The 21,815-nt window shown below is 61.9% G+C and carries 18 protein-coding genes and 2 pseudogenes; 9 read left to right on the top strand and 11 right to left on the bottom strand.

Annotated features, from left to right (window positions below):
- Positions 1-71: 71 nt before the first annotated feature.
- Positions 72-992, top strand: a complete 921-nt coding sequence (gene feaR / locus AC1Q8Q_RS18565; protein WP_020799599.1) for a transcriptional regulator FeaR — start codon at positions 72-74, stop codon at positions 990-992.
- A 118-nt stretch (positions 993-1,110) separates the two neighbouring features.
- Here the strand turns inward: feaR and AC1Q8Q_RS18560 are convergent, their stop codons facing one another.
- Positions 1,111-1,740, bottom strand: a complete 630-nt coding sequence (locus AC1Q8Q_RS18560; RefSeq protein ID WP_008062087.1) for a response regulator transcription factor — start codon at positions 1,738-1,740, stop codon at positions 1,111-1,113.
- Between the two features lie 259 nt (positions 1,741-1,999).
- Between AC1Q8Q_RS18560 and hpaC the strand changes: the two genes are divergently transcribed.
- Positions 2,000-2,512, top strand: a complete 513-nt coding sequence (gene hpaC, locus AC1Q8Q_RS18555; protein ID WP_020801262.1) for a 4-hydroxyphenylacetate 3-monooxygenase, reductase component — start codon at positions 2,000-2,002, stop codon at positions 2,510-2,512.
- Positions 2,513-2,640: 128 nt separating this feature from the next.
- Here the strand turns inward: hpaC and AC1Q8Q_RS18550 are convergent, their stop codons facing one another.
- The 7 genes and pseudogenes from AC1Q8Q_RS18550 to AC1Q8Q_RS18520 all read right to left on the bottom strand — a co-directional run bounded on the left by AC1Q8Q_RS18550 (position 2,641) and on the right by AC1Q8Q_RS18520 (position 11,033).
- Positions 2,641-3,654, bottom strand: a complete 1,014-nt coding sequence (locus tag AC1Q8Q_RS18550) for a phosphotransferase enzyme family protein (RefSeq protein ID WP_492615336.1) — start codon at positions 3,652-3,654, stop codon at positions 2,641-2,643.
- Between the two features lie 10 nt (positions 3,655-3,664).
- Entirely contained in the window at positions 3,665-4,942 is a 1,278-nt protein-coding gene (locus AC1Q8Q_RS18545) for an aspartate aminotransferase family protein (protein ID WP_020801260.1), read from the bottom strand.
- On the bottom strand, positions 4,935-6,248 hold the full coding sequence (locus AC1Q8Q_RS18540) for an amino acid permease (protein WP_492615335.1): 1,314 nt from the start codon (positions 6,246-6,248) through the stop codon (positions 4,935-4,937). The genes AC1Q8Q_RS18545 and AC1Q8Q_RS18540 overlap by 8 nt, the downstream gene beginning before the upstream one ends.
- 281 nt (positions 6,249-6,529) lie before the next feature.
- A pseudogene (locus AC1Q8Q_RS18535) lies at positions 6,530-7,129 on the bottom strand (methyl-accepting chemotaxis protein); the annotation flags it as partial.
- Between the two features lie 255 nt (positions 7,130-7,384).
- Positions 7,385-8,437: pseudogene (locus tag AC1Q8Q_RS18530) on the bottom strand (methyl-accepting chemotaxis protein); the annotation flags it as partial.
- Positions 8,438-8,787: 350 nt separating this feature from the next.
- Positions 8,788-10,110: an alginate export family protein gene (locus AC1Q8Q_RS18525; RefSeq protein ID WP_168758343.1), complete on the bottom strand. Its 1,323-nt coding sequence runs from the start codon at positions 10,108-10,110 to the stop codon at positions 8,788-8,790.
- A 206-nt stretch (positions 10,111-10,316) separates the two neighbouring features.
- Positions 10,317-11,033: a glycosyltransferase family 25 protein gene (locus AC1Q8Q_RS18520; RefSeq protein ID WP_020797716.1), complete on the bottom strand. Its 717-nt coding sequence runs from the start codon at positions 11,031-11,033 to the stop codon at positions 10,317-10,319.
- 258 nt (positions 11,034-11,291) lie between these two features.
- On the opposite strand from AC1Q8Q_RS18520, the gene AC1Q8Q_RS18515 reads away from it, so the two are divergent.
- Together AC1Q8Q_RS18515 and AC1Q8Q_RS18510 are read left to right on the top strand one after the other, a co-directional pair.
- The gene (locus tag AC1Q8Q_RS18515) at positions 11,292-11,681 is read left to right on the top strand and encodes a c-type cytochrome (protein WP_020797717.1); all 390 of its coding nucleotides are present in this window, start codon (positions 11,292-11,294) and stop codon (positions 11,679-11,681) included.
- Between the two features lie 52 nt (positions 11,682-11,733).
- Positions 11,734-13,224, top strand: coding sequence for an aldehyde dehydrogenase family protein (locus tag AC1Q8Q_RS18510; protein ID WP_492615334.1), 1,491 nt, complete (start codon positions 11,734-11,736; stop codon positions 13,222-13,224).
- A 113-nt stretch (positions 13,225-13,337) separates the two neighbouring features.
- On the opposite strand, the gene AC1Q8Q_RS18505 is transcribed toward AC1Q8Q_RS18510, so the two are convergent.
- Positions 13,338-15,719 carry a DUF3772 domain-containing protein gene (locus tag AC1Q8Q_RS18505; protein ID WP_033042502.1) on the bottom strand — a complete coding sequence of 794 codons (2,382 nt, stop codon included), beginning with the start codon at positions 15,717-15,719 and terminating at the stop codon, positions 13,338-13,340.
- A 258-nt stretch (positions 15,720-15,977) separates the two neighbouring features.
- Between AC1Q8Q_RS18505 and AC1Q8Q_RS18500 the strand changes: the two genes are divergently transcribed.
- Genes AC1Q8Q_RS18500 through AC1Q8Q_RS18490 form a run of 3 tightly spaced genes read left to right on the top strand, consistent with a single transcriptional unit; the run spans position 15,978 to position 18,957 of the window.
- On the top strand, positions 15,978-16,943 hold the full coding sequence (locus AC1Q8Q_RS18500) for a Bug family tripartite tricarboxylate transporter substrate binding protein (RefSeq protein ID WP_033042503.1): 966 nt from the start codon (positions 15,978-15,980) through the stop codon (positions 16,941-16,943).
- 1 nt (position 16,944) lies between these two features.
- Entirely contained in the window at positions 16,945-17,430 is a 486-nt protein-coding gene (locus tag AC1Q8Q_RS18495) for a tripartite tricarboxylate transporter TctB family protein (protein ID WP_033042504.1), read from the top strand.
- Positions 17,431-17,448: 18 nt separating this feature from the next.
- Positions 17,449-18,957, top strand: a complete 1,509-nt coding sequence (locus tag AC1Q8Q_RS18490; protein ID WP_492615333.1) for a tripartite tricarboxylate transporter permease — start codon at positions 17,449-17,451, stop codon at positions 18,955-18,957.
- A 137-nt stretch (positions 18,958-19,094) separates the two neighbouring features.
- Here AC1Q8Q_RS18490 and grxC read toward each other — a convergent pair whose 3' ends face one another.
- The gene (gene grxC / locus AC1Q8Q_RS18485) at positions 19,095-19,346 is read right to left on the bottom strand and encodes a glutaredoxin 3 (RefSeq protein ID WP_020797723.1); all 252 of its coding nucleotides are present in this window, start codon (positions 19,344-19,346) and stop codon (positions 19,095-19,097) included.
- A gap of 27 nt (positions 19,347-19,373) precedes the next feature.
- Positions 19,374-19,892: a carboxymuconolactone decarboxylase family protein gene (locus AC1Q8Q_RS18480; protein ID WP_020797724.1), complete on the bottom strand. Its 519-nt coding sequence runs from the start codon at positions 19,890-19,892 to the stop codon at positions 19,374-19,376.
- Positions 19,893-20,023: 131 nt separating this feature from the next.
- Between AC1Q8Q_RS18480 and AC1Q8Q_RS18475 the strand changes: the two genes are divergently transcribed.
- Both AC1Q8Q_RS18475 and AC1Q8Q_RS18470 read left to right on the top strand, forming a co-directional pair.
- Positions 20,024-20,836, top strand: coding sequence for a cupin domain-containing protein (locus AC1Q8Q_RS18475; RefSeq protein ID WP_492615332.1), 813 nt, complete (start codon positions 20,024-20,026; stop codon positions 20,834-20,836).
- Between the two features lie 87 nt (positions 20,837-20,923).
- The gene (locus AC1Q8Q_RS18470; protein ID WP_033044521.1) at positions 20,924-21,796 is read left to right on the top strand and encodes a mechanosensitive ion channel family protein; all 873 of its coding nucleotides are present in this window, start codon (positions 20,924-20,926) and stop codon (positions 21,794-21,796) included.
- Positions 21,797-21,815 lie beyond the last annotated feature (19 nt).

Below are 21,815 nucleotides of genomic sequence, written 5' to 3'. Positions count from 1 at the left end.
GAAACACTATTTACCGAACCGCTCGGCGAAGCGGTCGAGAATAACAACAAGAACTGTGAGGCTTTGCGGACATGATTACAGCATCGACGGTGCGCAATGAGGCGTTCGAAAGTTGGTTGAGCCAGGTGAACCAGGCCTGCGGGCGTTTTGACGCCAGGGCGCTGGACACCGACTTCTACGGCCAACTCACGGAGTTTCGCAGCGGCGCGATCAACCTCAGTGTGGTCGACATGGCGCATGTGCATCTGTATCGCACCAGCAAGGACGTCAGCACCAGCAGCGACGGCCACTATTACGCGGTGTTCCAGCTGCACGGCAGCTCGCACCTGGAACAGGGCGACAATCGCACGCAACTGGGCTGTGGCGACATCGCGTTGATCGATGCCAGCCGCCCCAGCGACATGACCTACAACGATGACTCGCGCCAGTTGTCGCTGATCCTGCCGCGCCAGGTGGTGGAGCGTGGTACGCACTTCAATGCGGTGAACTGCGCCACGCGCATCGGCGCCAACAGCCCTCTGGCGGCGATGGCCAACAAGCTCGTACTGGAGACCCGCCAGCAAGAAGGGCTGGACATGCAGGAAAGCGAGGCCGTGCTCGACGCCCTGGTCAGCCTGCTGCTGCCGGGGATCAGCGCCCGTGACAGCAATGCCGATCCCCATGAGCGGCAGTTCCGCAAGATCATCGCCTTCATCGACGCGCACCTCAGCGACGAAGAGCTGTGCCCTGAACTGATCGCCCGAGAAGTGGGGATTTCCGTGCGCGGCCTGTACCGGATGTTCTCCAAGCGCGGCCTGGTGGTGGCGCAATACATCAAGCACCGGCGCCTGGACTTCTGCGCGGAAAACCTGCGCCGTGCCGATGTCGAGCAGAAGCTGTCGGCACTGTGTTACGCCTGGGGTTTTTCCGATTCAAGCTACTTCTCGTCGGCATTCAAATCGCGTTTTGGCGTGTCACCGGGTGCCTATCGCAAGCGCTATAGCCAGCACTGACCGCGTTGTCGTTCTTCGCGAGCAGGCTCGCTCCCACAGCAGATCTCGGTGTTCACCGCAGATCTACTGTGGGAGCGAGCCTGCTCGCGAAGGCGGCCTCAGGATTGCCGCAGATTGATCAATGCCGCGCCGGCTCATCCACCGGCAGGTGCAACACCTCGCGCACCAGCATGGCAATGCTGCTCACGCCCATCTTTTCCTTGATCTTGGTGCGGTGCACGTCAACGGTCTTCACGCTGATGTTCAGCTCCCGGGCGATCACCTTGCTGGCCTTGCCATCGATCACCAGCATCAACACTTCACGCTCGCGGCTGGTCAGCAGCGCCAGCTTGCCCTGCAGGTTCTGGCGCTGCTGCTGATCGGCCTGGGCGTGCACGGCGGTCTTGAGCGCGGCCTGGATGCGGTCGATCATCTGCTGCGGGTTGTAGGGCTTCTCGACGAAGTCCAGCGCGCCATTCTTCATCGCCGTGACCGACATCGGGATGTCGCCATGGGCCGAGACGAAAATGGTCGGCAAGGTGCTGCCGCGCTGGTTGAGGATCTCCTGCAGCTGGAAACCGCTGGTTTCCGGCATGCGCACATCCAGCACCAGGCAGGCGGGCTGCCTGGGGTCGTACTGGCTGAGGAATTCTTCGGCGCCAGCGAAGCACTGCGCCTGCACGCTGACCGACTCCAGCAGCCAGGCCAGCGAGGTGCGCAGGTCTTTGTCGTCGTCAACGATGTAAACAATCGGTTTGCGGGTTTCCATCAGGGGCTGCCACGAAAATTTCTAATTATTGTTTTCGCACGCGAACGCACGGCACGCATCGGCTGTGTTTTTTCCAGCCTGTTAGCAGGATACCCACTGTCGCGGGCCCTTGCGATAAAGAAACCACCTAGTCGACTAGCGGAAACCTAACCTCGCCATGGGGATCGCAGGAATGGTTGCGCCGTGCCCTCAGCCTTAGTCTTGTTCCATCACCTACGGGCCGCTTCAGAGCGGTCCTCCTGAAGGAAGGGGCATCGACATGGCCGACCTGAGCCAGCAGCAAATCGACTTTCGCAACGCCATGGCGCAGCTGCCTGCTGCGGTGAACATCATCACCACCAACGGCCCCGGTGGGCGCTGCGGCATCACTGCCAGCGCTGTGTGCTCGGTGACCGACTCGCCGCCCACGGTGCTGGTATGCGTCAACCGCAACAGCGCCACCCACGACGTTTTCCGCAGCAATGGCCGCCTGTGCGTCAACGTGCTGTGTGGCGAACAGGAAGAACTGGCCCGCCACTTCGCCGGCATGACCCAAGTGCCGATGGCCGAACGTTTTGCCTGGGACCTGTGGGACGACGGCGCGGCGGACGTGCCGGTGCTGCGCGATGCCCTGGTGCAACTGGAAGGGCGTATCACCGAGTGCAAGGAAGTGGGCTCGCACTCAGTGATGTTCGTGCAGCTGGACAAGGTGGGCGTGCGCGAACCACGCGATAGCCTGGTGTACTTCAACCGGTTGTTCCATCGCCTGGAACACGCTGGTGCGCATTGCTGACAATTGATCGTTCCCACGCTCCGCGTGGGAATGCAGCCCGGGACGCTTTGCGTCCCTTCTAGAGCCGAACGCAGAGCGTCCGTTGAGGCATTCCCACGCAGAGCGTGGGAACGATCAGCGGGGGGCTGTTACTGGGGGAGATATTCCCGGGCCAACCGGCACGCCCGCTCTATCAACATCGGCGCCATTTCAATCGCCGTCGGCGTGCCCTGGCGGGTATGAATCCAGCCCAGGTACGTGGTGCCACGCAGCATCAAAAACATCGCCAGCGTCTTGCGATCCGCTTCGGTCAAGGGTTTGACCCTGTGATAACCCTCCAGCAGCGCCGCTTTGATCTGCTCATAACGCGGATCCTCCACGCAAAAATACAGCGCGGTCGCCAGCTCGAACATGTGCCAGCCAAACCCCGCGTCATCGAAGTCGATCAAGCGCAGGCGCGGGCCTTCGATCAGCAAGTTTTCCGGGACGAGGTCGGCGTGGATCATGCCGAAGTTACCCAGATAGCGGCCGTATTGACGCAGGTCCTTGCGCGCTGCACGCCGGGCTTGCAGCAACAGCTCGCGTTGCTCATCGCTCAGCTGTTGCAGCTCCCAGAAACGCCCCCAGAACGGATTGGCACCGATCAAGCCTTCCTCATCCCAGGCGTGCCGGACAAACTCGTCCGGCTGCTGCCATTCTGTCGAATGTACATGAATGCGCGCCGCAAGCGCCCCAGCTTCGGCAAACAGGAAGTCGATTTCGGTATCGGCCTGCACCCCGGCCTCTGAGGTGCCGGCCGTGGTGCCCGGCAACCAGGCGAGCATATCGACATGGCGTTCGCCGATGTCGGCATGGCTCACTTCAATCAGATGGCGCAGGTCCCGGGCGCGGATGATCTGCGGCACGGTAATCCCGGCGCTTTCCAAGGCTTCCATCCATTGCAATTCGGAACGCAACGCCGCTGCGCAATGATAGCCATTGCGATGGATGCGCAGGGCCACCCGCTGACCGTCGTGGCGGCGGGCAGAGAACACCGCGTTCTCGCGGAATTTCACCAGTTCGATGTCGCCGAAGTCGCCGTCCCAGTGTTGCAGGGCGTGGCGCGCCAGGTCGTGCAATCGGGCGACTTGCTGATCGTGGTTCAACGTGTGGAAGTCAGTCATGGCAGGGGCCTCAAATCGCGCTCAGGGCGTGGTCCAGGGTGTCGACGAACAAGTCGGCATGATCGCGGCTGAACACCAGCGGCGGGCGCAACTTGAGTATGTTGTCACCGGCGCCGATCTTGCTGATCAGCACGCCGTTCTCGCGCATGTCGTTGACCACCTTGCGCGCCTCCAGTCCGGCCGGCTCCTTGCTGGCGTGATCGCGCACCAACTCCATGGCGAAGAACAGGCCCTTGCCGCGCACGTCGCCGATGATCGAATGTTTGCCTGCCAGTACCTGCAAACGCTGCTGCACATAAGCGCCGACGTTTTGTGCGTTTTGCAGCAGCTGCTTTTGTTCAATCTCGTCCAGCACCGCCATGCCGACCGCCGCTGCTACGGGCGAGCCGCCGAAGGTGTTGAAGTACATGGCGTTGCGCCCGAACGACTCGACCAGCGCCTTGTGGGTGATCAACCCGGCCAGCGGATAGCCGTTACCCATGGGTTTGCCGAGGGTGACGATGTCCGGCACGACGCCGTGGGCCTGGTGGCCCCAGAGGTGATCGCCGGTGCGGCCGAAACCCGATTGCACTTCATCGGCGATGAACAGGCCACCGGCGGCGCGGATCAACTCGGCGGCCTTGGCAACGAAACTGGCCGGCACCCGGGGCAAGCCTTCGTTGGCGAACAAGGTGTCGATCAGTAGCGCGGCGGGGCGAATGCCCTGGGCCTGCATCGAGGCGATGGCGGCCGCGATGTTGGCCGCGTACTGCTCGGCCAGATGCGCCTCGCTGGTGCCCACCGGTGCCCGGTACAGGCATGGAATCGGCACGGCGCGGGCATGGGCCGCGAAGGGTTCCGGCGAGGGCAGGGCGGTGGTGACCTGCGCCAGCGACGCGGAGTTACCGTGGTAGTTGTAATCGCTGACGATAATGCCGGTTCCGCCGCTGGCGTAGCGTGCCAGGCGCAGCGCCAGTTCGTTGGCCTCGGTGCCGGTGCAGGTGAACATCGCGGTATCCAGCGGTTGGCCGAAGGTCGCGGTCAAGCGTTCGGCATAGCGCACCACTTGTTCATCGAGGTAGCGGGTGTGGATGTTCAGCGTGGTGGCCTGGCGGTGCATGGCGTCGGTCACGTGAGGGTTGCAGTGGCCGACGCAAGGCACGTTGTTGTAGACGTCGAGGTAGCGGCGACCGTCGACGTCGAACAGCCACACGCCTTCGCCGCGCACCAGGTGCAAGGGCTTGTCGTAGAACAGCGGCGAGGCGCTGCCGAGTACGCGATGACGACGTTGCAGGAGAGTGTCAGGCATGGTCTGGAACCTCGATTTGGGCGGCGCGGCGAGTGCGCAGCAGGAAGTTGAAAATACCCAGTGCGAAGGTCACGCCGAGGGCGATCAGCATGCTCAGGTCAAGCTGGAAGCAGGCGGCGACGACCACCAGCGTCAGGGCCAGACCCAGCCAGGCGACCAGCTTGCCGCCGATCAGGCGGAAGGGACGTGCCAGGTCGGGCTGGCTGCTCTTGATGCGCAGGTACGCGCCGAAAATGCACAGGTAGCAAACGTTGAGCAGCAGCACGACCGCGAGCATCACCGTGGCTGGATCGACTTCGGACAAGGGCAAGCCGATCGCGCCGATCAGCAGCAGTGCCGGATACGGCGTGCCGCGTTTGCCGGTCTTGCCCAGCCACTGCGGGAACAGGCCGTCGCGAGCCATCGCGAACAATTGCCGGGAGGCTGCGTACACCAGGGAGAAGAAGGTGGCGATCAAGCCGAACACGCCGCCGCAGCCAATCACCTTGGCCAGCCACGAGCCTTCACCGAATGCGCTGTTGCTGGACATCGCGGCGTACAACGGGTCGCCCGCCGAGCCCACCAGTTCCACACCACCGGCGCCCGGTGCGCAGACCAGTACCACCAGGGCTGTGACCAACAATGTGCCGATGGCCGCCAGAATGCCGCGAGGCATGCTGCGGCCGGGGTTTGCAGCTTCTTCCGCCGCCGAGCCGGTTTGCTCGACGGTGATGAACAACCAGATCGCGAATGGCACGCAGGCGAAGATGCCGCCGAGGCTGAGCGGTGCCGAGACGTTAGCCGGCAATGCTAGCAGGTTGTTCAACTCGACATGCGGCGCCATGGCCACACCGAAGGTCAACAGGGCCACGACCGCAATCACGCCGGCAATGAACGTCAGGCCCATGGCCTCACCCACCCCGCGCAGGTGAATGCCAATGATCACCGCAAACAGGGCGACCTTCACCGGCCAGCCGCCAAGACCGAATATCGACTCGGTATAGGCACAAATGAACGTTGCCGCCACCCCGGTGCCGATGGTCAAGGCCAGCGCGCACGCCACCCCGACCAGGTAACCCACGAACGGCCCAAACGCACTTTGCGCATACACGAACACACCGCCGGCGCTGGGCAACGCGGTGGACAGCTCCGCCACGCATAACGCCAGCCCACCGCACAGCAGCGCCATCAACAAGGTGGCGATCAACATGTTGAGCCAGCCACCGGCCGCCAAGCCAAAGTTCCAGCCGGAAAACTGCCCGGCCACCACCAACGCAATTCCAAGGCCAGCAATCTTTGGCCAACCCAACGCACTTTTCTTGAGCACAGAAATCTCCCGCGACCCGAAGGTCGATTTATTGTTTTTTTGTGAGAAATGGAGGGGTTCAGCGTTGCTTTGCGCTTCGATACTACGCGCGGGGCCCGGCGCGGCATGTTTGCGTGCATGCCAGGTGGTTGGTTGTGGGTGCCAGATTGGGCGCCCACTGATCGTTCCCACGCTCTGCGTGGGAATGCCGCCAGGGACGCTCCGCGTTCCGCTTGTGGATGTGACGCAGAGCGTCACGGGATGCATTCCCACGCAGAGCGTGGGAATGATCGGTCAAAGGCTCAGATCCTGAAACTCCCCACCAATAGGTTAAGTCGCCCAGCCTGCTGTTCCAGCTCAGTACAAGCCCGCAACGTCGCCTGCAAGTTCTCCACGCCCTGCTGGTTCAGCGCATTGATCCGGGTGATGTCGACATTCAACGCCTCGACCACAGCCGTCTGTTCTTCATTGGCGGCGGCGACGGACTGGTTGACGTTGTCGATCTCGCCGATGCGTTGGGTCACGCTGCTCAAGCGGCTGCCGGCGAGGTTGGCGATGGTGACGCTTTCTTCGCTGTGCTGTTGGCTTTCGGTCATGGTGGCGACCGAATCGCGGGCACCCACTTGCAGCTCCTCGATCATCTGCTGGATCTCCAGCGCCGAGGACTGGGTGCGACCGGCCAGGCTGCGCACCTCGTCGGCGACCACGGCAAAGCCGCGGCCGGCTTCACCGGCCCGGGCTGCTTCGATGGCGGCGTTCAGCGCCAGCAGGTTGGTCTGCTGGGAGATGCCCTTGATCACTTCGAGGATTTGCCCGATGTTCACGGTCTTGTCGTTGAGCACTTCGATGTTGGCGCACGACGTGCTGATTTTTGCCGACAGTTCGTGCATCACTTCAATGGTGCGTTGCACCACCTGGCGACCGTCCTCGGCCTGTTGTCGCGCACTGGAGGCCTGGTGCGAGGCATCGGAGGCGTTATGCGCGATCTCTTGCGCAGCGGCGCCCAACTGATTGATGGCGGCGGCGACACTGTTGGTGCGGCTCGATTGATCGTCGAAATTGCTCAGCGACGAATGGGAGGCCTCCAGCACCCGGCGGGCACCTTCGTTGACGCCCAGGGCTGCCGACGACACTTCGCGAATCGACTGGTGAATGCGCTCGACAAAGCGGTTGAACGCCATGGCCAACTGGCCGATTTCATCCTGTGACTGTACTTGCAGGCGCCGGGTCAAATCACCCTCGCCAAGGGAGATATCCTCCATGACCCGGGTCAGCACTTGCAGCGGCCGGGTGATGCGCCGTGCCGTGTACCCGATCAGCAGGAGGCCAAGCAAGGCCGAGCCGCCACCGAGCAGCAGTTCCAACGCCGTGCTTTGCACGCCCTGGGCGTCGAGTTGTTTTTGCAGGCTGGCGACCGGTGCCAGCAATACGTCTTGGGGCACGCCGACCAGCACACCCCAGGGCGCAGCACCGGCAATCGGTGGCAGCGGTTCAAGGACGTTGATCTGCTGCGGGTCTTCAAACACCTTCGGCTGACCCTGGCGCAAGGCGTCCATCACCTGGGCATTGTCCATCGGTTGTCCGAGGCGGCTGACATCCTGGCTGTTGGCGGAGATCACGCCACGGGGGCTGACGATGCTGATCTGGCCGCGGCCATCGAATAATTGCAGCGCACTGTTCTCGCTGTTCTTTTGCAAGGCGGCGAGGTTGATGTCGAGGCCGACCACGGCGATGACTTTGCCGTTCTCCAACAGCGGGAAGGCGACGCTGGTCACCAGTTTGCGACTGCCCGATGCCTCGTCGAAGTAGGGTTCCAGCACACAGGCCTGGCGAGTGTCGCGGGCGCAGGTGTAGAAGGCGTTGTAGGGTGCGCCGCTGGGGCCTGGCTCGGTGTTGGCCAGCAGGCCTTCATCGCCGATCACCGCTTGCAGTTCGCCGGGTTTGCTTTGCACCCAGTACAGGGAGAAGCGTCCGGTTTCGTTGCTGCCCAGGTCCGGCTTGCCGGCGAAGCCCGCGTCGGCACCGTCCAGCGCATCGGGTTCAAAAATGACGTAAAGCCCGAGCAGGTCGGGCTTGTCGATCAGGGCCTGTTGAAGCTGGGTGCTCAGCTCCTGGCGCAGTTGTTGGCGGGTCAGATTGCCCTGATGCTGGAGTTGCCTGAGGTACAACAGATACCGCGACAATCCCTGGCCGAATTCGTGGGTCTGCATGAAGGTGCGTTGCACTTGCATGGCCTGCACTTTACCCAGGGCCTGCATGTGTTCCCGGGCCGCGTCGGCGAGCATGTCGCTGCTGGCCCGGGCCACTTGCTGGCTGCTCTTGTGTGTCTGGTAGAGCGACAGGCCCATCAGCAAACCCACCACCAACACCAGGCAGAGGCCGGCGAGCAGGGTGATCTTGCTCTGGATCGTGAGGAATCTTCTGTGCATCGGAAAGGCCTTTTCCATGGGAAACAATAGCGCTGCGATTACGAACCTGTAGGAGCTGCCGCAGGCTGCGATCTTTTGACTTTCAAGATCAAAAGATCGCAGCCTGCGGCAGCTCCTACATCGGTTCGAGATTAGAAATTGGTGGCGAAAATCAGCTGGCTGTAGAGGTTCTTGTCGTTGTTGCCCAACTGCGTACCGCCCTGGTCGGCGCTCTTGTCCGGCTGGAACAGACCGACCAGCGGCATCACCGAGATGTGGTCGTTCAGGTGCCATTCGGCGTACAGGTCGACTTCGTGGCCATCGGTGTTGCCCAGGTCGCGGTCGATGGTGTCGAAGTTGAAGTACATCGCGCCGACGGTCAGGTTCTCCAGTGGCGAGACGGTGAACTTGAGTTGCTGGATGCGCGAGTTGGTGTTGAACGGGCCGGCGTAGTTGCCCGCCACTTCACCCTGGAACCAGGTGCCGAAGCCACGGCTGAAACCGTAGAACAGCGTGTCGTAGCCTTCCGAGAAACGGCTGTAGCGGTAGCCGGCATACGGCGTCCATGGCGCCTCGGAAAAGGTCCAGCCGGCTTCCAGGTACCAGGCGTCTTCGGTGGCCGTGTGGGGTTTGTCCTGCTTGGCATATTCACCGGAGAGGAACAGGTCCTTGAACCCGGCGTTGCCGGTCGCGCGCAGGCTGTAGGTCTTCATGCCGTCGCGCTCGAGTTGCGCGGGGGAGGCGAACTGCTCATCGACGTCCGTGGTGTCGATGTAGGTCAAGCCGACGGTACCGGCCTCGGACACGTGCTCCAGGGTGCCGACGTACATTTCGGTCTTGGCTTGCGCGCGGTTGTTGGATTTCAACCACATCAGGTCACTGCGCCAGCCTTCCTTGCCGCCGATACGCAACACCGCGGTTTCGTCGAAGGCCTTGCGCGCGGCCAGCCAGTAGGCGCCACCGCGATTGAATTCGCCGTCGGCCAGGCCCTTGCCCAGATTCAGTGCATCGCCGTTGATCAGGAAACCGTCGCCGACCACGATGTTCTGGCGGCCGAAAGACAGGTCGATGCCGTCAGCACCCAGCGCGGGAAACAGATCGCTCGAGCGCCAGCCGAGGTACGCATCTTCGAACTTGGTGGTGCGCTCCGAACCGTCGGTGAAGCCAGCGGCGTCACCGTCGCCCCAAGTGCCGGAGCTGAGCATGTTCGCCGCGCCGTAAGCAGTGCCGACCCCAGCCAGGCCCTGGTCGAAGCTCAGGCCGTACTTGATGTAGCCCTCGCGCCAAGAAGACGAACCTTCGTCGAGGCGACCCGACAGGGCGTAGTTTTCCTGGCTGTGGAAAACGCCGAAAACCGCTTCCAGGGTGGCGTTCAGATGACTGTCGTCACTGGCGTAGAGTTCGTAGGCGCTCGCCTGGCCGGCACTGATCATCAGCGCCAGGGTTGAAAGGCGAAGCAAGGGGGACTTGAGCATGGTGTGGCATCCGTTCTTGTTCTTGAGCGCAGGGTTGCGGTCCTTCCAGATACTAATGCCGGGATTTTTTGCGCCTTGTTGCCTCGGTGCCAAAGAGTTGGTTGTGCTTGCCAGATTGCATGGCGAGGTGACAGTGCACACGTGGGTGCACTGATTGAGAGGGGAGTGTGGGATTGTTTCCGGTTAAAGAGAGGCGGAGCGGGACACTATCGAATTCTTCTCAGGTTCATGGCCTTCAACTTCCTGAGCATGCCCATGACATCGCGCAGGACAGGCGTCCTGTCGAACAGGGACAGCGCATGCAAGTCCGTGCGCGAGGGTCTTTGATAGCCCAGGTTCCAGGTGAAGTAGTAGGCCTGGACGTCTTTGTTCGAATGAATGAGCGTATTGAGGGCGGCGTCATAGTGCATCGGCCCGCCGTCAGGATGCCCTGGCGGGCGCTCCAGGATCTGCAGCAGGAAATCGCGCAACCGGGTAATGCATTTGCCGTTTACCGCATAGAAATGCGACAAGTGTATGGGCTGGTCGACCGCTTTCCAGGTGGGCGAGCTCGAATCGCCTTCGAACGGATGGCCAAAGTAGGCGATGTCCCACTCCATGCCTTGCAGGGATTCGATGGCCTGTTTTCCATAGTGGGAAATGCGTCTGGAAAACTGTATGTCATCCTCCAGGATCAATATGTTTTTCACGTTCAGGCGTATCGCCTCTTCCAGGATCCCCAGGTGACTCATGAAGCAGCCCCTGGCGCCGATGCTTGGAAAACCGTTGTCTTCACTGGGCGTCACCGCCTGGAAAAAGCTGACTTTTTCGTGATCAAAGGGAAAGCCGTTGCGCGCGAATTCTTGTACCGTTTCTACGCGGCGATCCTTTCTTGACGCGATGTTGATGATTCTGGCTCGATCGAAATAGTCGGTCACATTCATCCAGCAGTTCCTCAGCGCAGGTGATCGGGGCGGCTGGATTGCAGTATAGGCAGAACTTTGGATCAAGCCTGGCTATCGCTGATCGCGCCCGTGCAGCACTTTGGCAGAACCGCCAACACAACTGGCAGGCAGGGCAAAACCTGCTAGCCGGCGACCACCGACAATCGCTCTCAACCTGCCGAAGCACCAAAGCCTCGGCACTTTCAGTGTTGGCGTTCGCTTTGCCAGCGAATGCGTGGATTTTCAAGGTCGTTTCTTATGTTCACCACCCTGCGTTTGTCCCTCGTTGCTGTGTTGTCCGTCACTCTGGCGCAGGCTGCTGTTGCCGCCGATTGCGCACCGCTGCAGCAGCGTGGCGCCGAAGTGTTCGCCAATGAATGCGGGGTGTGCCATGCGGTGAGCAAAGGCACGATGGGCATGATGGGGCCGAACCTTGCAGGCGTGGTGGGGCGCAAGTCCGGCTCGCTGGAAGGCTTCAACTACTCGCAAGCCATGCGCAACAAGAACATCGACTGGCAAGCCGAGAACATCGCGCAACTGATCACGCAACCCCAGGCCTATGTGCCTGGCACCTACATGCCCTACATGGGCATGGCCTCGGCGGATGATCGCCAGGCGGTGGTGTGCTTCCTCAAAGAACAACACTAATTGACGCTTTCGCCGGCAAGCCGGCTCGTCCATCTGAATTCAAAGGTGATTTATGAGCAACGTTGAAATTCTGCCGCAGGTTGCTGCATTCCTCGATCGCCAACACGGCTGCTTTATCGATGGCCGGTGGGTGTTTGCCGAAGGTCAGACCATTGCAGTGGTCAACCCGGCCACCGGGCAAACCCTGTGCGAAACCCTCGACGCGCCCCTGGAGATCGTCGAGCGCGCCGTGCAATCGTCGCACCAGGCTTTCAAGTCGGGCGTGTGGTCGGGCCTGCGTCCAGCGGACCGCGAGCGCATCCTGCTGAACTTCACCCGCCTGGTGGAGGAGCATGCCGAAGAGCTGGCGCAGCTGGAAACCCTGAGCCAGGGCAAGTCGATCAACATGGCCCGCGCGCTGGACCTGAACGCCACGGTGGAGTTCATGCGCTACATGTCCGGCTGGGCGACCAAGATCGAAGGGCAGACCTTCGATGTGTCGATCCCGCTGCCGCCGGGTGCCAAATTCACGGCGTTCACCAAGCGTGAGCCAGTGGGGGTCGTGGTCGGCATTGTGCCGTGGAACTTCCCGCTGCTGATCGCCGCCTGGAAACTGATGCCGGCGCTGGCCACCGGTTGCACGGTGATCATCAAGCCGGCGATGGAAACCCCATTGACCGCCATGCGCCTGGCCGAGCTGGCCCTTGAAGCGGGCATTCCGGCGGGTGTGTTCAACGTGGTGACCGGCGGCGGTGCCTCGGTCGGCGGCGTGCTGACCGCGCACCCACTGGTGAGCAAGGTGTCGTTCACCGGATCCACCGCCGTGGGCAAGAGCGTCGGCGTGGCGTGCATGGAAAACATGACACGTTTCTCCCTGGAGCTGGGCGGCAAGAACCCGATGATCGTGCTCGCCGATGCCGACATCGAAAAAGCCGTGCAGGGCGCGATCCTCGGTGGCTTGCTGAACAATGGCCAGGTGTGTGCGGCGGCTTCGCGTTTCTACGTGCATCGCTCAATCCACGACAAATTCGTCGAAGCCCTGGCGGCGGCGGTCTCGGCGATGCCGATTGGCGCGGGCATGAACTGCGAGGCGGCGATCAACCCACTGGTGTCGCGCAAGCAACAGCAGAGCGTGCTCAAGCACATTGAGCTGGCCCGCCAGGAAGGTGCGCGGGTGGTGGCGGGCGGCGAGTTGCTGGAAGGCGAGGGGTTCTTTGTCCAGCCGACCATCCTCGCCGACATTGACCACAGCATGGCCGTGGCGCGCGAGGAGGTGTTCGGTCCGGTGCTGGGAGTGATGCCGTTCGACGATGAAGACGCCGTCATCGCACTGGCCAACGACAACCGCTACGGGCTGGCCGCCAGCCTGTGGACCAACGACCTGGGCAAGGCCATGAACCTGGTGCCGCGTATCGAAGCCGGTACGGTATGGGTCAATGCCCACGTATTGCTCGACCCGGCGATGCCGTTCGGTGGCGTCAAGCAGTCGGGCATGGGCCGTGAGTTTGGTCGTGCGGTGATCGAGGCCTATACCGAGCTGAAATCGGTGTGCATCGCTCACTGATCAACCCGTAGGAGCTGACGAGTGAAACGAGGCTGCGATCTTTTGATTGTTAAATGCAAAATCAAAAGATCGCAGCCTCGTTTCACTCGGTAGCTCCTACAAAGGCATTCGCGTTACGCTGTTGGCGGTTTCGCCAGTTCTATCCCGGCGGCACCCAGCCGCTTGAGAATCTCGAACAACAGCTCGCTCTTGATTGCAGTGACCATGCGCGGGCTGTTGACGTAACCGGTGACGGTCAGGGTAATGCCCTCCGGTTTGAGTTGGCTGAAGCGCACCACCGGCGCCGGTTTTTCCAGAATGGTCTCGTGCTCGCTGAAGGTCTCGTACAGCAGGTTGCGCACTTGCTCGGGGTCGATGTCCAGCGGGAACATCAGTTCAAGTGTCGCCACCCCCTGGGCGCTGCCACCCAGGGTGACGTTGCGCAGGTTCTGCGAGATCAACTGCGAGTTGGGCACGATCACGATCGAGCGGTCGGCCAGCTGTATTTCCGTGGCCCGCACGTTGATCCGGCGGATGTCGCCTTCGACCCCGCTGATGCTGATCAGGTCGCCGACTTTCACCGGGCGTTCGGTCAAGAGGATGATGCCGGAAACGAAATTCTTGACGATCTCCTGCAGGCCGAAGCCGATGCCCACTGACAGGGCGCTGACGATCCAGGCCAGGTTGGTCCATTGGACCCCCAGCGATGACAGGGTCAGCAGGAGCACCAAGGCATAGCCGATGTTGGAGAACAGCGTGCTGAGCGAGGCACACATGCCGGGGTCCATTTCGGTTTTCGGCAGGAACTCGTCGTCCAGCCAGCGCCGCAGCGAACGAATCAGGTAGAGGCCGATGACCACGGCGAGCACGGCATGCAACAGGTTGGCCGGGACGATGTTCAGTTTGCGCAGGCCGTCGCCGCCGAGCATGGCGAGGATGTTGGTGGCCAGTTGTTCGAGCGTCGAGCCGATCCCGCCCACCATCAAGGTGATCAGCGCTATCAGCAACAGTGCGGCGCGACCGGCACCGGACAGGATGACCGAAATCTGTTCCAGCCGCGTATCGCCAATGCCCAGCAGCTGCTTGAGGGTCTTGCCGGTGGAGTGGCGGGGGGAAAACAGGTGTTCGCAGCCGTCCTTGAACAGCTGGGTCAGCAAATAGAAGCCGGCGAATATGATGAAAAACCACACCAGTTCGTAGGTGATGAACCGCGAGAGCGATATGTAGCCGGTGAGCAGGGCGAGGAGGGAAATCGCGATCGCGATGCTGGCGAAGGCATAGATCATCCCGGCCAACGTCCGCCCCGCTTCGGGGGCAATGCCCGCCGCGACCATGTCCCGGCGGGTTTTGTTAACGCGCAACAGCAGCATGGCGATCATGGCCGAGACGATCAATGCGACCAGGCCACGGACCGAGATCACCAGCCCCGGGGTCATGCCAGTGACATTGGTTATCTGCGCCAGCGACACCAGCACAAGCAATGCCAGGGCCAGGCGTGTGGGGTAGGGTTTGATCGCCAGGGCGAGCGGATCGGCAAAGGCCGGCAGGCGCCATGAAGGGTGCTGCGTGGATAGCAGTGCGCGACTCAGGCCGGTAATCAGCACGCAGGTATAGACGATCTTTTCAAAATCCTGGGAAAACCCTGTGAGTTGCGGCGTCAGGGGCAGCTCGCGGGTGACGGTAAAAAACAGCAACTGCAGGGCGATCCAGGCAGACAGGATCGTGGCCACCACCGATGAAAGCGCAAGGGTGCTGCGTCGCAGGCGTCCTTCCGGCATCCGGTGAATGCACAGCCAGGTCAGCCCGCGCTCGGCCACCCTCCGACCGAAGATCCAGAAAACCAGGGCCATGACGATTAAAAAGCTGGTCAACAGGCGTTCGCCCGGTCGCCAGGTGGCGCCAAGCGTGGCGCCGATCTGCTGGAGGAATGCGTTGAATTTTTGCCGGTCATCCTCTGGCGGATTGAACAATGTTGCCCAGAACCAGGGATTGAGCACGCTGCGGGTCCGCTGGGTCACTTCGGATTCCAGCAGGCTGCGGCGAATGGCGGCAATCTGGATCAGCAATTCCGCCGCGCTGCTTTTAAGCGTTGCCAGGGATTTCAGTTTGGCGTCGACCAGGGCTTTTTGACCCGTCAGGGTGGCTCTTTGCAGGGCGATGTCGGATTTCTCGGGCGTGGCATCCGGTGGCGCGGGTCCCAGCACGCCCAATTGCGCCTGCAGCTGAGCCTGCTCGGGCAGCAGCAGCGTCGTCAGGCGATCGACCTCCTTGATGAGTGCCTGAACCAGGTCCTGCGGGCCTTCAAGCTGGCTGTAATTGCTGGCCTGTGAAACCTGCTGTTTGAAACTGCTGAGTTGGCCCAGCAACGCCTCCAGTTCGCTGTCGGAAACGCTGGCGGACGGGAGGGGCTGGGCGGTGACGGGGGCATCGGACATGGGCGCCGCCGACAGCCATCCGACGCTCGGCCCCAGCAGCGCGAAAGCGATGAGGATCACTAGCTTCAATGCATAACGCATGGGCGTGCTCGACTGGTTGATAGTCATTGCGCCTATGAGGTTAGGTCATGATGGGGGCAATCGAGCTTTTTTTGGACGGATGTGCCTGGCGCCTTCATATGTAGGCGCGAGGCGACCATGAATAAGGTCAACGAGTTAAAACTGCCCGATCAACGGCGTCATGGCCTACGCTTGTTGGCAGGCCGGATGTCGTCGCGCAGGCGTTTACTGCACATGTGCAAATGGCACCCATAAAAACAAGGTACTCAGGAGGTGCGCATGTCCGCTTTGATCCGTAGCTTCAGCCGTAGTCTGTTGGTCGGCATTACCGCTGCCACGCTTTGCTCCCCGGCCTTCGCGCTGGATACCGTCAAGTTCATGGCCCCCGGTTCGGTGGGTGGCGGCTATGACCAGACGGCTCGGGTGCTCGGCAAAGCCCTGATTGAGGCCAATGCGGCCAAATCCGTCACCTTTGAGAACAAGGGTGGCGCGGGCGGTACGCTAGGGCTGGCGCAGTTTGCCAACAGCACCAAGGGCGACCCGAATGCGTTGCTGGTGGTCGGGGCGATCATGGTTGCGGGCATTGAACAGAACAAACCGCAAATCAGCTTGAAAGACGTGACGCCGATTGCCCGCCTGTTTACCGAATACAACGTGATCGCGGTGCGCAAGGACTCGCCGTACAAGACCCTCGATGACCTGATCAAGGACTTCAAGGCCAAGCCCACCAGCGTTACCTTTGGCGGTGGCTCTAAAGGCTCGATCGACCATATCGGCATTGCTGAACTGGCCGGCAAGCTGGATGTGCCGGTCAACAAGGTGAATTACATCGCTACCGGTGGTGGCGGTGAAATCGTTGCCCAGGCCCTGGGCGGCCAGATCAAGGTGATCACCGGCGGTTACGCCGAACTGGGTCAATACATCAAGAATGGCCAGTTCCGCGTGCTCGCCATCGGTGCCCCTGAGCGCGTGCCCGGGATCGATGCCCCCACCCTCAAGGAAAGTGGCTACGACGTGGTTATCGGCAACTGGCGTGGTGTCTATGGCGCCGCGGGCCTCACGCCCGAGCAGCGCAAGGAAGTGACTGACGCGGTGGTGGCCGCTTCCCGGAGCAAAGTCTGGCAGGACAACATCAAGACCAATGCCTGGACGCCGAGCGTGCTAACCGGTGACGATTTCGGCAAATTCGTCGAGGAAGAACACGTGCGGTTGCGCGCCATGTTGGTCAAGGTCGGGTTGCTTTGAAATGGCCGGTGCGCGCGCTGTCGTACCGACCCAGTTGGCCATTGGCGTTGGCTTGATTGTGCTCAGCGTCGTGTTGGCGGTGGGCGCCTGGCGCTTTCCGCCGGAGATGGGCTTCGTGATACTGCCGGCCTATGTCTACCCCTGGGTGGTCGCGGGTTTTCTGGGGGCGGTGGGCGTGTTGTTGAGTTATCAGGCGGTGAGTGGCGGTTTTCGCGAACTGGATAACGAACAGACCCACACCGTGGCGGGCGGCAAGGCCGGCGCGGCCTGGGTCACCGCAGGCTTGATCGGTGTGGCCGTGCTCATCAACCTCATCGGCTTCGTGCTGGCGGCGGGCTTGCTGTTTGCCTGTTCGGCGCGGGGCTTTGGCAGTCGTCATCCGCTGCGCGACCTGGCCATCGGCATGGCCCTGACCCTGCCGATCTATTGGTTGTTCAATGCCGGGCTGGGCGTCTCCCTGCCGCCGCTGGTCAACGCCTGGATCTGATCCAAGGAGATCGACAGCATGGACATTCTCGCCAACCTGGCGATGGGTTTTTCCGCAGCGCTGACGCCGATCAATCTGCTGTGGGGCTTTATCGGCTGTCTGCTGGGCACCGCCATTGGCGTATTGCCGGGCATCGGGCCGGCGCTGACGGTGGCCTTGTTGTTGCCGATCACCGCCAAGGTCGACCCCACGGGCGCCCTGATCATGTTCGCCGGGATCTACTACGGCGCGCAGTTCGGCGGTTCCACCACCTCGATCCTGCTCAATACGCCCGGTGAGTCCTCGTCCATGGTCACGGCGCTGGAAGGCAACCTCATGGCGCGCAATGGCCGGGCAGGGCCGGCGCTGGCCACGGCGGCGATCGGTTCGTTCGTGGCCGGCACCATTGCCACCGTCCTGCTGACCCTGTTCGCACCGGTGGTGGCCAGGTTGGCGCTGAATTTCGGGCCGGCGGAATATTTCGCGATCCTGGTGCTGTCCTTCACCACGGTGTCGGCGGTCCTCGGCGCCTCCATGCTGCGTGGCTTTGCGTCACTGGGGATCGGATTGACCATCGGCCTGATCGGCCTCGATTCGACGTCGGGCATTGCCCGCTACACCCTTGGCGTACCCGAACTGGTGGATGGCATCGAGGTGGTGCTGGTGGCGGTCGGTTTGTTCGCGGTCGGCGAAGCCCTGTACAGCCTGCTTTATCAAACCGAGCAGGCGGAGGGACGGCATCGCCTGACGTCGTTGTGGATGACCCGCGCCGACTGGAAACGCTCGGTGCCTGCATGGCTGCGGGGCACGCTGATCGGTTTCCCGTTCGGCTCGATTCCCGCTGGCGGCGCAGAGATCCCGACCTTTCTGTCCTATTCCACCGAACGCAAGCTGAGCAAATACCCGAAAGAGTTTTCGGCCAACAAAGGCGAGGGCGCCATCGAGGGGGTGGCCGGCCCGGAAGCCGCCAACAATGCGAGTGCCACCGGCTCGTTGGTGCCATTGCTGACCCTGGGCATCCCGACGTCCGCCACGGCGGCGATCCTGTTGGCGGCGTTCCAGAACTACAACCTGCAACCTGGGCCGATGCTCTTCGAGACCTCCGCCGAGCTGGTCTGGACCCTGGTGGCTTCGCTCTACATCGGCAACGTCATCTTGCTGATATTGAACCTGCCGTTGGTGGGCCTGTGGGTCAAGTTGCTGCAGATCCCCCGGCCTTACCTCAACGCCGGGATCCTGGTGTTCGCCACCATTGGCGTCTACGGCATGCGTCATTCTTCCTTCGACCTGCTGCTGATGCTGGCCATCGGTTGGGCTGGGGTGCTGATGCGGCGCTTCGACTTCCCGGTGGCGCCGGTGATTGTCGGCATGCTGCTCGGCCCGATGGCCGAGAAACAGTTGCGCAACGCCTTGTCGATCAGTGAGGGCGACTGGACGATTTTCCTGACCCAGCCCATCTCGGCGGCGTTCATGGCCCTGACGTTGTTGGTGCTGGTGGTGCCACCGCTGTTGCATGCACGTGGTATCAAGTTGCATGAGGATGACTGAGATGTCGGTCCCCTGTAGGAGCGAGCATGCTCGCGAAAAACTCAAGAGCGCCACGGGGTGCCAGGCTTCCCGCATCATCGTTGACGACCATCGTCGGAACGCCGCCCGGAGCATGCTCGCTCCCTACAAACAGGGGATCAGGCCAGCATGGACATCAGGGCACCCTGGCGGTCCAGTTTGGCCAGGTCGTCGAAGCCGCCGATGTGCGTGTCGCCGAAGAAAATCTGCGGCACGCTGCGCCGGCCGCTGCGACTGAGCATTTCTTCGAGTTTGCCGGGCGTGCGCTGAACGTCGATCTCCTGCGGTGTCACGCCTTTGCCGGCCAGTAACGCCTTGGCGCTGCGGCAGTACGGGCAGGTGTCGGTGGTGTACAGGGTTACCGTCTTCATGAAATTTTTCCTCTGCAGCAGAGTGGTTCAGGCGTCGATAGCCGGAAAGTCGATCTCGGTCAGGGCGACGTTGTTCAGGTAGTTGGTCAGCGTCTGCGAAGCGACATGGGCGACCACTTCGACGATTTTCGCGTCATCGATGCCAGCGGCGCGGGCCGCGGCAATTTGCTCGCTGCCCAAGTGGCCACGACTTTCGGTGATTTGCCGGGCGAGCAACGCGTAGGCATCGAGCTGGCCTTCACGGGCACTGAGTATCTCCTCGCTGGAAAGCCCCGCCTTACCGGCAAACAGCGTGTGCGCCGCGAGGCAGTAGTCGCAGCCGTTGACCTGGGAGGTGGCGAGGAAAATCGCTTCCTTCTGTTTGGCGCTCAAGGACGTCTTCGTCAATGCCGCCGAGTTCTGCAGGTAGGAGGCCAGTACCGCGGGGGCGTGGGCCAGGACCCGGAACACGTTGGGCAGGAAGCCGATTTTCTTCTGTACGCCGTCGAGCAATGGGCGGGAGTTCTCGGCGGCGTGTTCGAGGCTGACAGGGTTGATGCGTGGCATGGTGATTCTCCGTGGTTGATGCGCGACAAGCGCTGGGTACGGAGTGGATGCTAATGATTCGGGCTGGCCTATTGGGTGCAAATCGTCGACGATATGCGACAGATCGTCCAGAACTGCTGCCGGGGGTATTCATGGATCGCCTGTCCACCTTGCTTGCGCATTTCGGTGTCAATGCCGGGACCTTTCACAGCGGTGCGTTTTGCGGCACGACAGCGTTCGATGGCCGCCAGGCCTGCGGTCATTTGCATTTGCTCCAGGCGGGCGAGTTGTCCCTCAGGCTCGCGGATGACCGTGAGCTGCACATCACCGAACCGACGCTGATCTTTTTCCCCCGGCCGTATCGCCACCGCCTGCTTGCCCCACAGGACGGCGATACGCAACTGGTATGCGCGACCCTGGACTTCGACGGCGGCGCGGGTAACGCCCTCGCCACGGCGCTGCCGGATTACCTGGTGCTGAAACTGGATGAAATCCCGGCCCTGGCCAACACGTTGCAATGGTTGTTCAACGAAGCCTTCGACGGTACCTGCGGTCGCGAGGCGGTGATGGATCGGCTGTTCGAGCTGGTGGTGATCCTGTTGTTGCGGCACATCCTGAGCAGTCGCAATCAGCAGCCCGGCATGATGGCCGGTCTTGCCGATCCTCGCCTGGCGCGGCCCTTGAACCTCATGCACGAGACGCCCGGCAAGGCCTGGAGCGTGGCCGAACTGTCGGTGGCGGCCAACATGTCCCGGGCCAGTTTCGCCGAGCACTTCAAACGGGTGGTCGGGCAGGCCCCAGTGGATTATCTGGTGAGCTGGCGTATTAGCCTGGCGCAAAAGCGCCTGCGTGAAGGCAAGCCCATTGCCTTGATCGCCGAAGAGGTCGGGTATGAAAGCCCTTCGGCACTGGCCCGGGCTTTTCGTCGCAAGACCGGGGTCAGTCCCCGGCAATGGCGAGGATAAAGGTGCAGGACCTGCGGCGGCGGACTGGCGGGCCATGGGAGCTGTGCTAGCGTCTTGGGGTGAATCTCTCATTTGCGAGCCTCTGCCATGGACGAGACAATCGTTAACGTGACCACCCAGAAGTTCAATGCCCTGATTGCCGTGGTACAGGCCTACGGCGCCGCATTCGCGGTCAAGCTGCTGACCGCCATCGCCTTCTGGATTGTCGGACGCTGGCTGATCGGCTTTGCCGTCGGCATGGTGCAGAAGGCCTTGGGCAAGCAGAAGGTCGATCCGACCGTGCTGCGCTATGTGGGCTCGGCGATCACCGTGACGCTGAACATCATTCTGGTGATCGGCATCCTCGGCTACCTCGGCATGCAGACCACCACGTTCGCGGCGCTGCTGGCCGCCGTCGGCCTGGCGATCGGCATGGCCTGGTCCGGGCTGCTGGCCAACCTGGCGGCCGGCGCCTTCATCATTGTGTTGCGTCCATTCAAGGTCGGTGACTTCATCAGTGCGGGCGGAGTGGTCGGTACCGTCACCGAGATCGGCCTGTTCGCGACGGCGATCAATACCCCGGACAACGTGCTGACCCTGGTCGGCAACAACAAGATCTTCAGCGATAACATCCAGAACTTCTCCCACAATATGTTCCGTCGTGTCGAACTGAAGGCGCAATTGTCTGGCGCGGCCGACTGGAAAGCGGCGGCGGCCTTGCTCAAGGAGCGCATCGCGGCCATCCCCAATGTGCTGGCCGAGCCGGCCGTGGATGTGGAAATTCTCGAGTTCAACCTGGTCGGCCCGGTACTGGCGGTGCGGCCTTATTGCCACAATGAACATTACTGGCAGGTGTATTTCGATACCAACCGCACCATCAAGGATGCCCTCGGCGAAGCCGGCTTCCCGGCCCCAATGCCAGCGCAGACGGTGATCTTCCAGCAAGGCGCCGCGTTACCGCAGGCGATGACAAAACAATGAGTGAGCAGGGCTCGGGGCG

It is taken from the genome of Pseudomonas sp. GW823-FHT06B06 (assembly GCF_058795195.1).
Note: the sequence above shows the minus strand (reverse complement) of the source record. Positions and strands in the feature narration are given on the sequence as shown.

Coding starts and splice junctions, on each gene's coding strand:
- AC1Q8Q_RS18545 (WP_020801260.1), bottom strand. CDS start 4,942: ATGCCTGACACTCTCCTGCAACGTCGTCATCGCGTACTCGGCAGCGCC.
- AC1Q8Q_RS18470 (WP_033044521.1), top strand. CDS start 20,924: ATGGACGAGACAATCGTTAACGTGACCACCCAGAAGTTCAATGCCCTG.
- feaR (WP_020799599.1), top strand. CDS start 72: ATGATTACAGCATCGACGGTGCGCAATGAGGCGTTCGAAAGTTGGTTG.
- AC1Q8Q_RS18550 (WP_492615336.1), bottom strand. CDS start 3,654: ATGACTGACTTCCACACGTTGAACCACGATCAGCAAGTCGCCCGATTG.
- AC1Q8Q_RS18560 (WP_008062087.1), bottom strand. CDS start 1,740: ATGGAAACCCGCAAACCGATTGTTTACATCGTTGACGACGACAAAGAC.
- AC1Q8Q_RS18480 (WP_020797724.1), bottom strand. CDS start 19,892: ATGCCACGCATCAACCCTGTCAGCCTCGAACACGCCGCCGAGAACTCC.
- AC1Q8Q_RS18520 (WP_020797716.1), bottom strand. CDS start 11,033: ATGAATGTGACCGACTATTTCGATCGAGCCAGAATCATCAACATCGCG.
- AC1Q8Q_RS18495 (WP_033042504.1), top strand. CDS start 16,945: ATGGCCGGTGCGCGCGCTGTCGTACCGACCCAGTTGGCCATTGGCGTT.
- hpaC (WP_020801262.1), top strand. CDS start 2,000: ATGGCCGACCTGAGCCAGCAGCAAATCGACTTTCGCAACGCCATGGCG.
- AC1Q8Q_RS18500 (WP_033042503.1), top strand. CDS start 15,978: ATGTCCGCTTTGATCCGTAGCTTCAGCCGTAGTCTGTTGGTCGGCATT.
- AC1Q8Q_RS18510 (WP_492615334.1), top strand. CDS start 11,734: ATGAGCAACGTTGAAATTCTGCCGCAGGTTGCTGCATTCCTCGATCGC.
- grxC (WP_020797723.1), bottom strand. CDS start 19,346: ATGAAGACGGTAACCCTGTACACCACCGACACCTGCCCGTACTGCCGC.
- AC1Q8Q_RS18490 (WP_492615333.1), top strand. CDS start 17,449: ATGGACATTCTCGCCAACCTGGCGATGGGTTTTTCCGCAGCGCTGACG.
- AC1Q8Q_RS18515 (WP_020797717.1), top strand. CDS start 11,292: ATGTTCACCACCCTGCGTTTGTCCCTCGTTGCTGTGTTGTCCGTCACT.
- AC1Q8Q_RS18475 (WP_492615332.1), top strand. CDS start 20,024: ATGGATCGCCTGTCCACCTTGCTTGCGCATTTCGGTGTCAATGCCGGG.
- AC1Q8Q_RS18505 (WP_033042502.1), bottom strand. CDS start 15,719: ATGCGTTATGCATTGAAGCTAGTGATCCTCATCGCTTTCGCGCTGCTG.
- AC1Q8Q_RS18525 (WP_168758343.1), bottom strand. CDS start 10,110: ATGCTCAAGTCCCCCTTGCTTCGCCTTTCAACCCTGGCGCTGATGATC.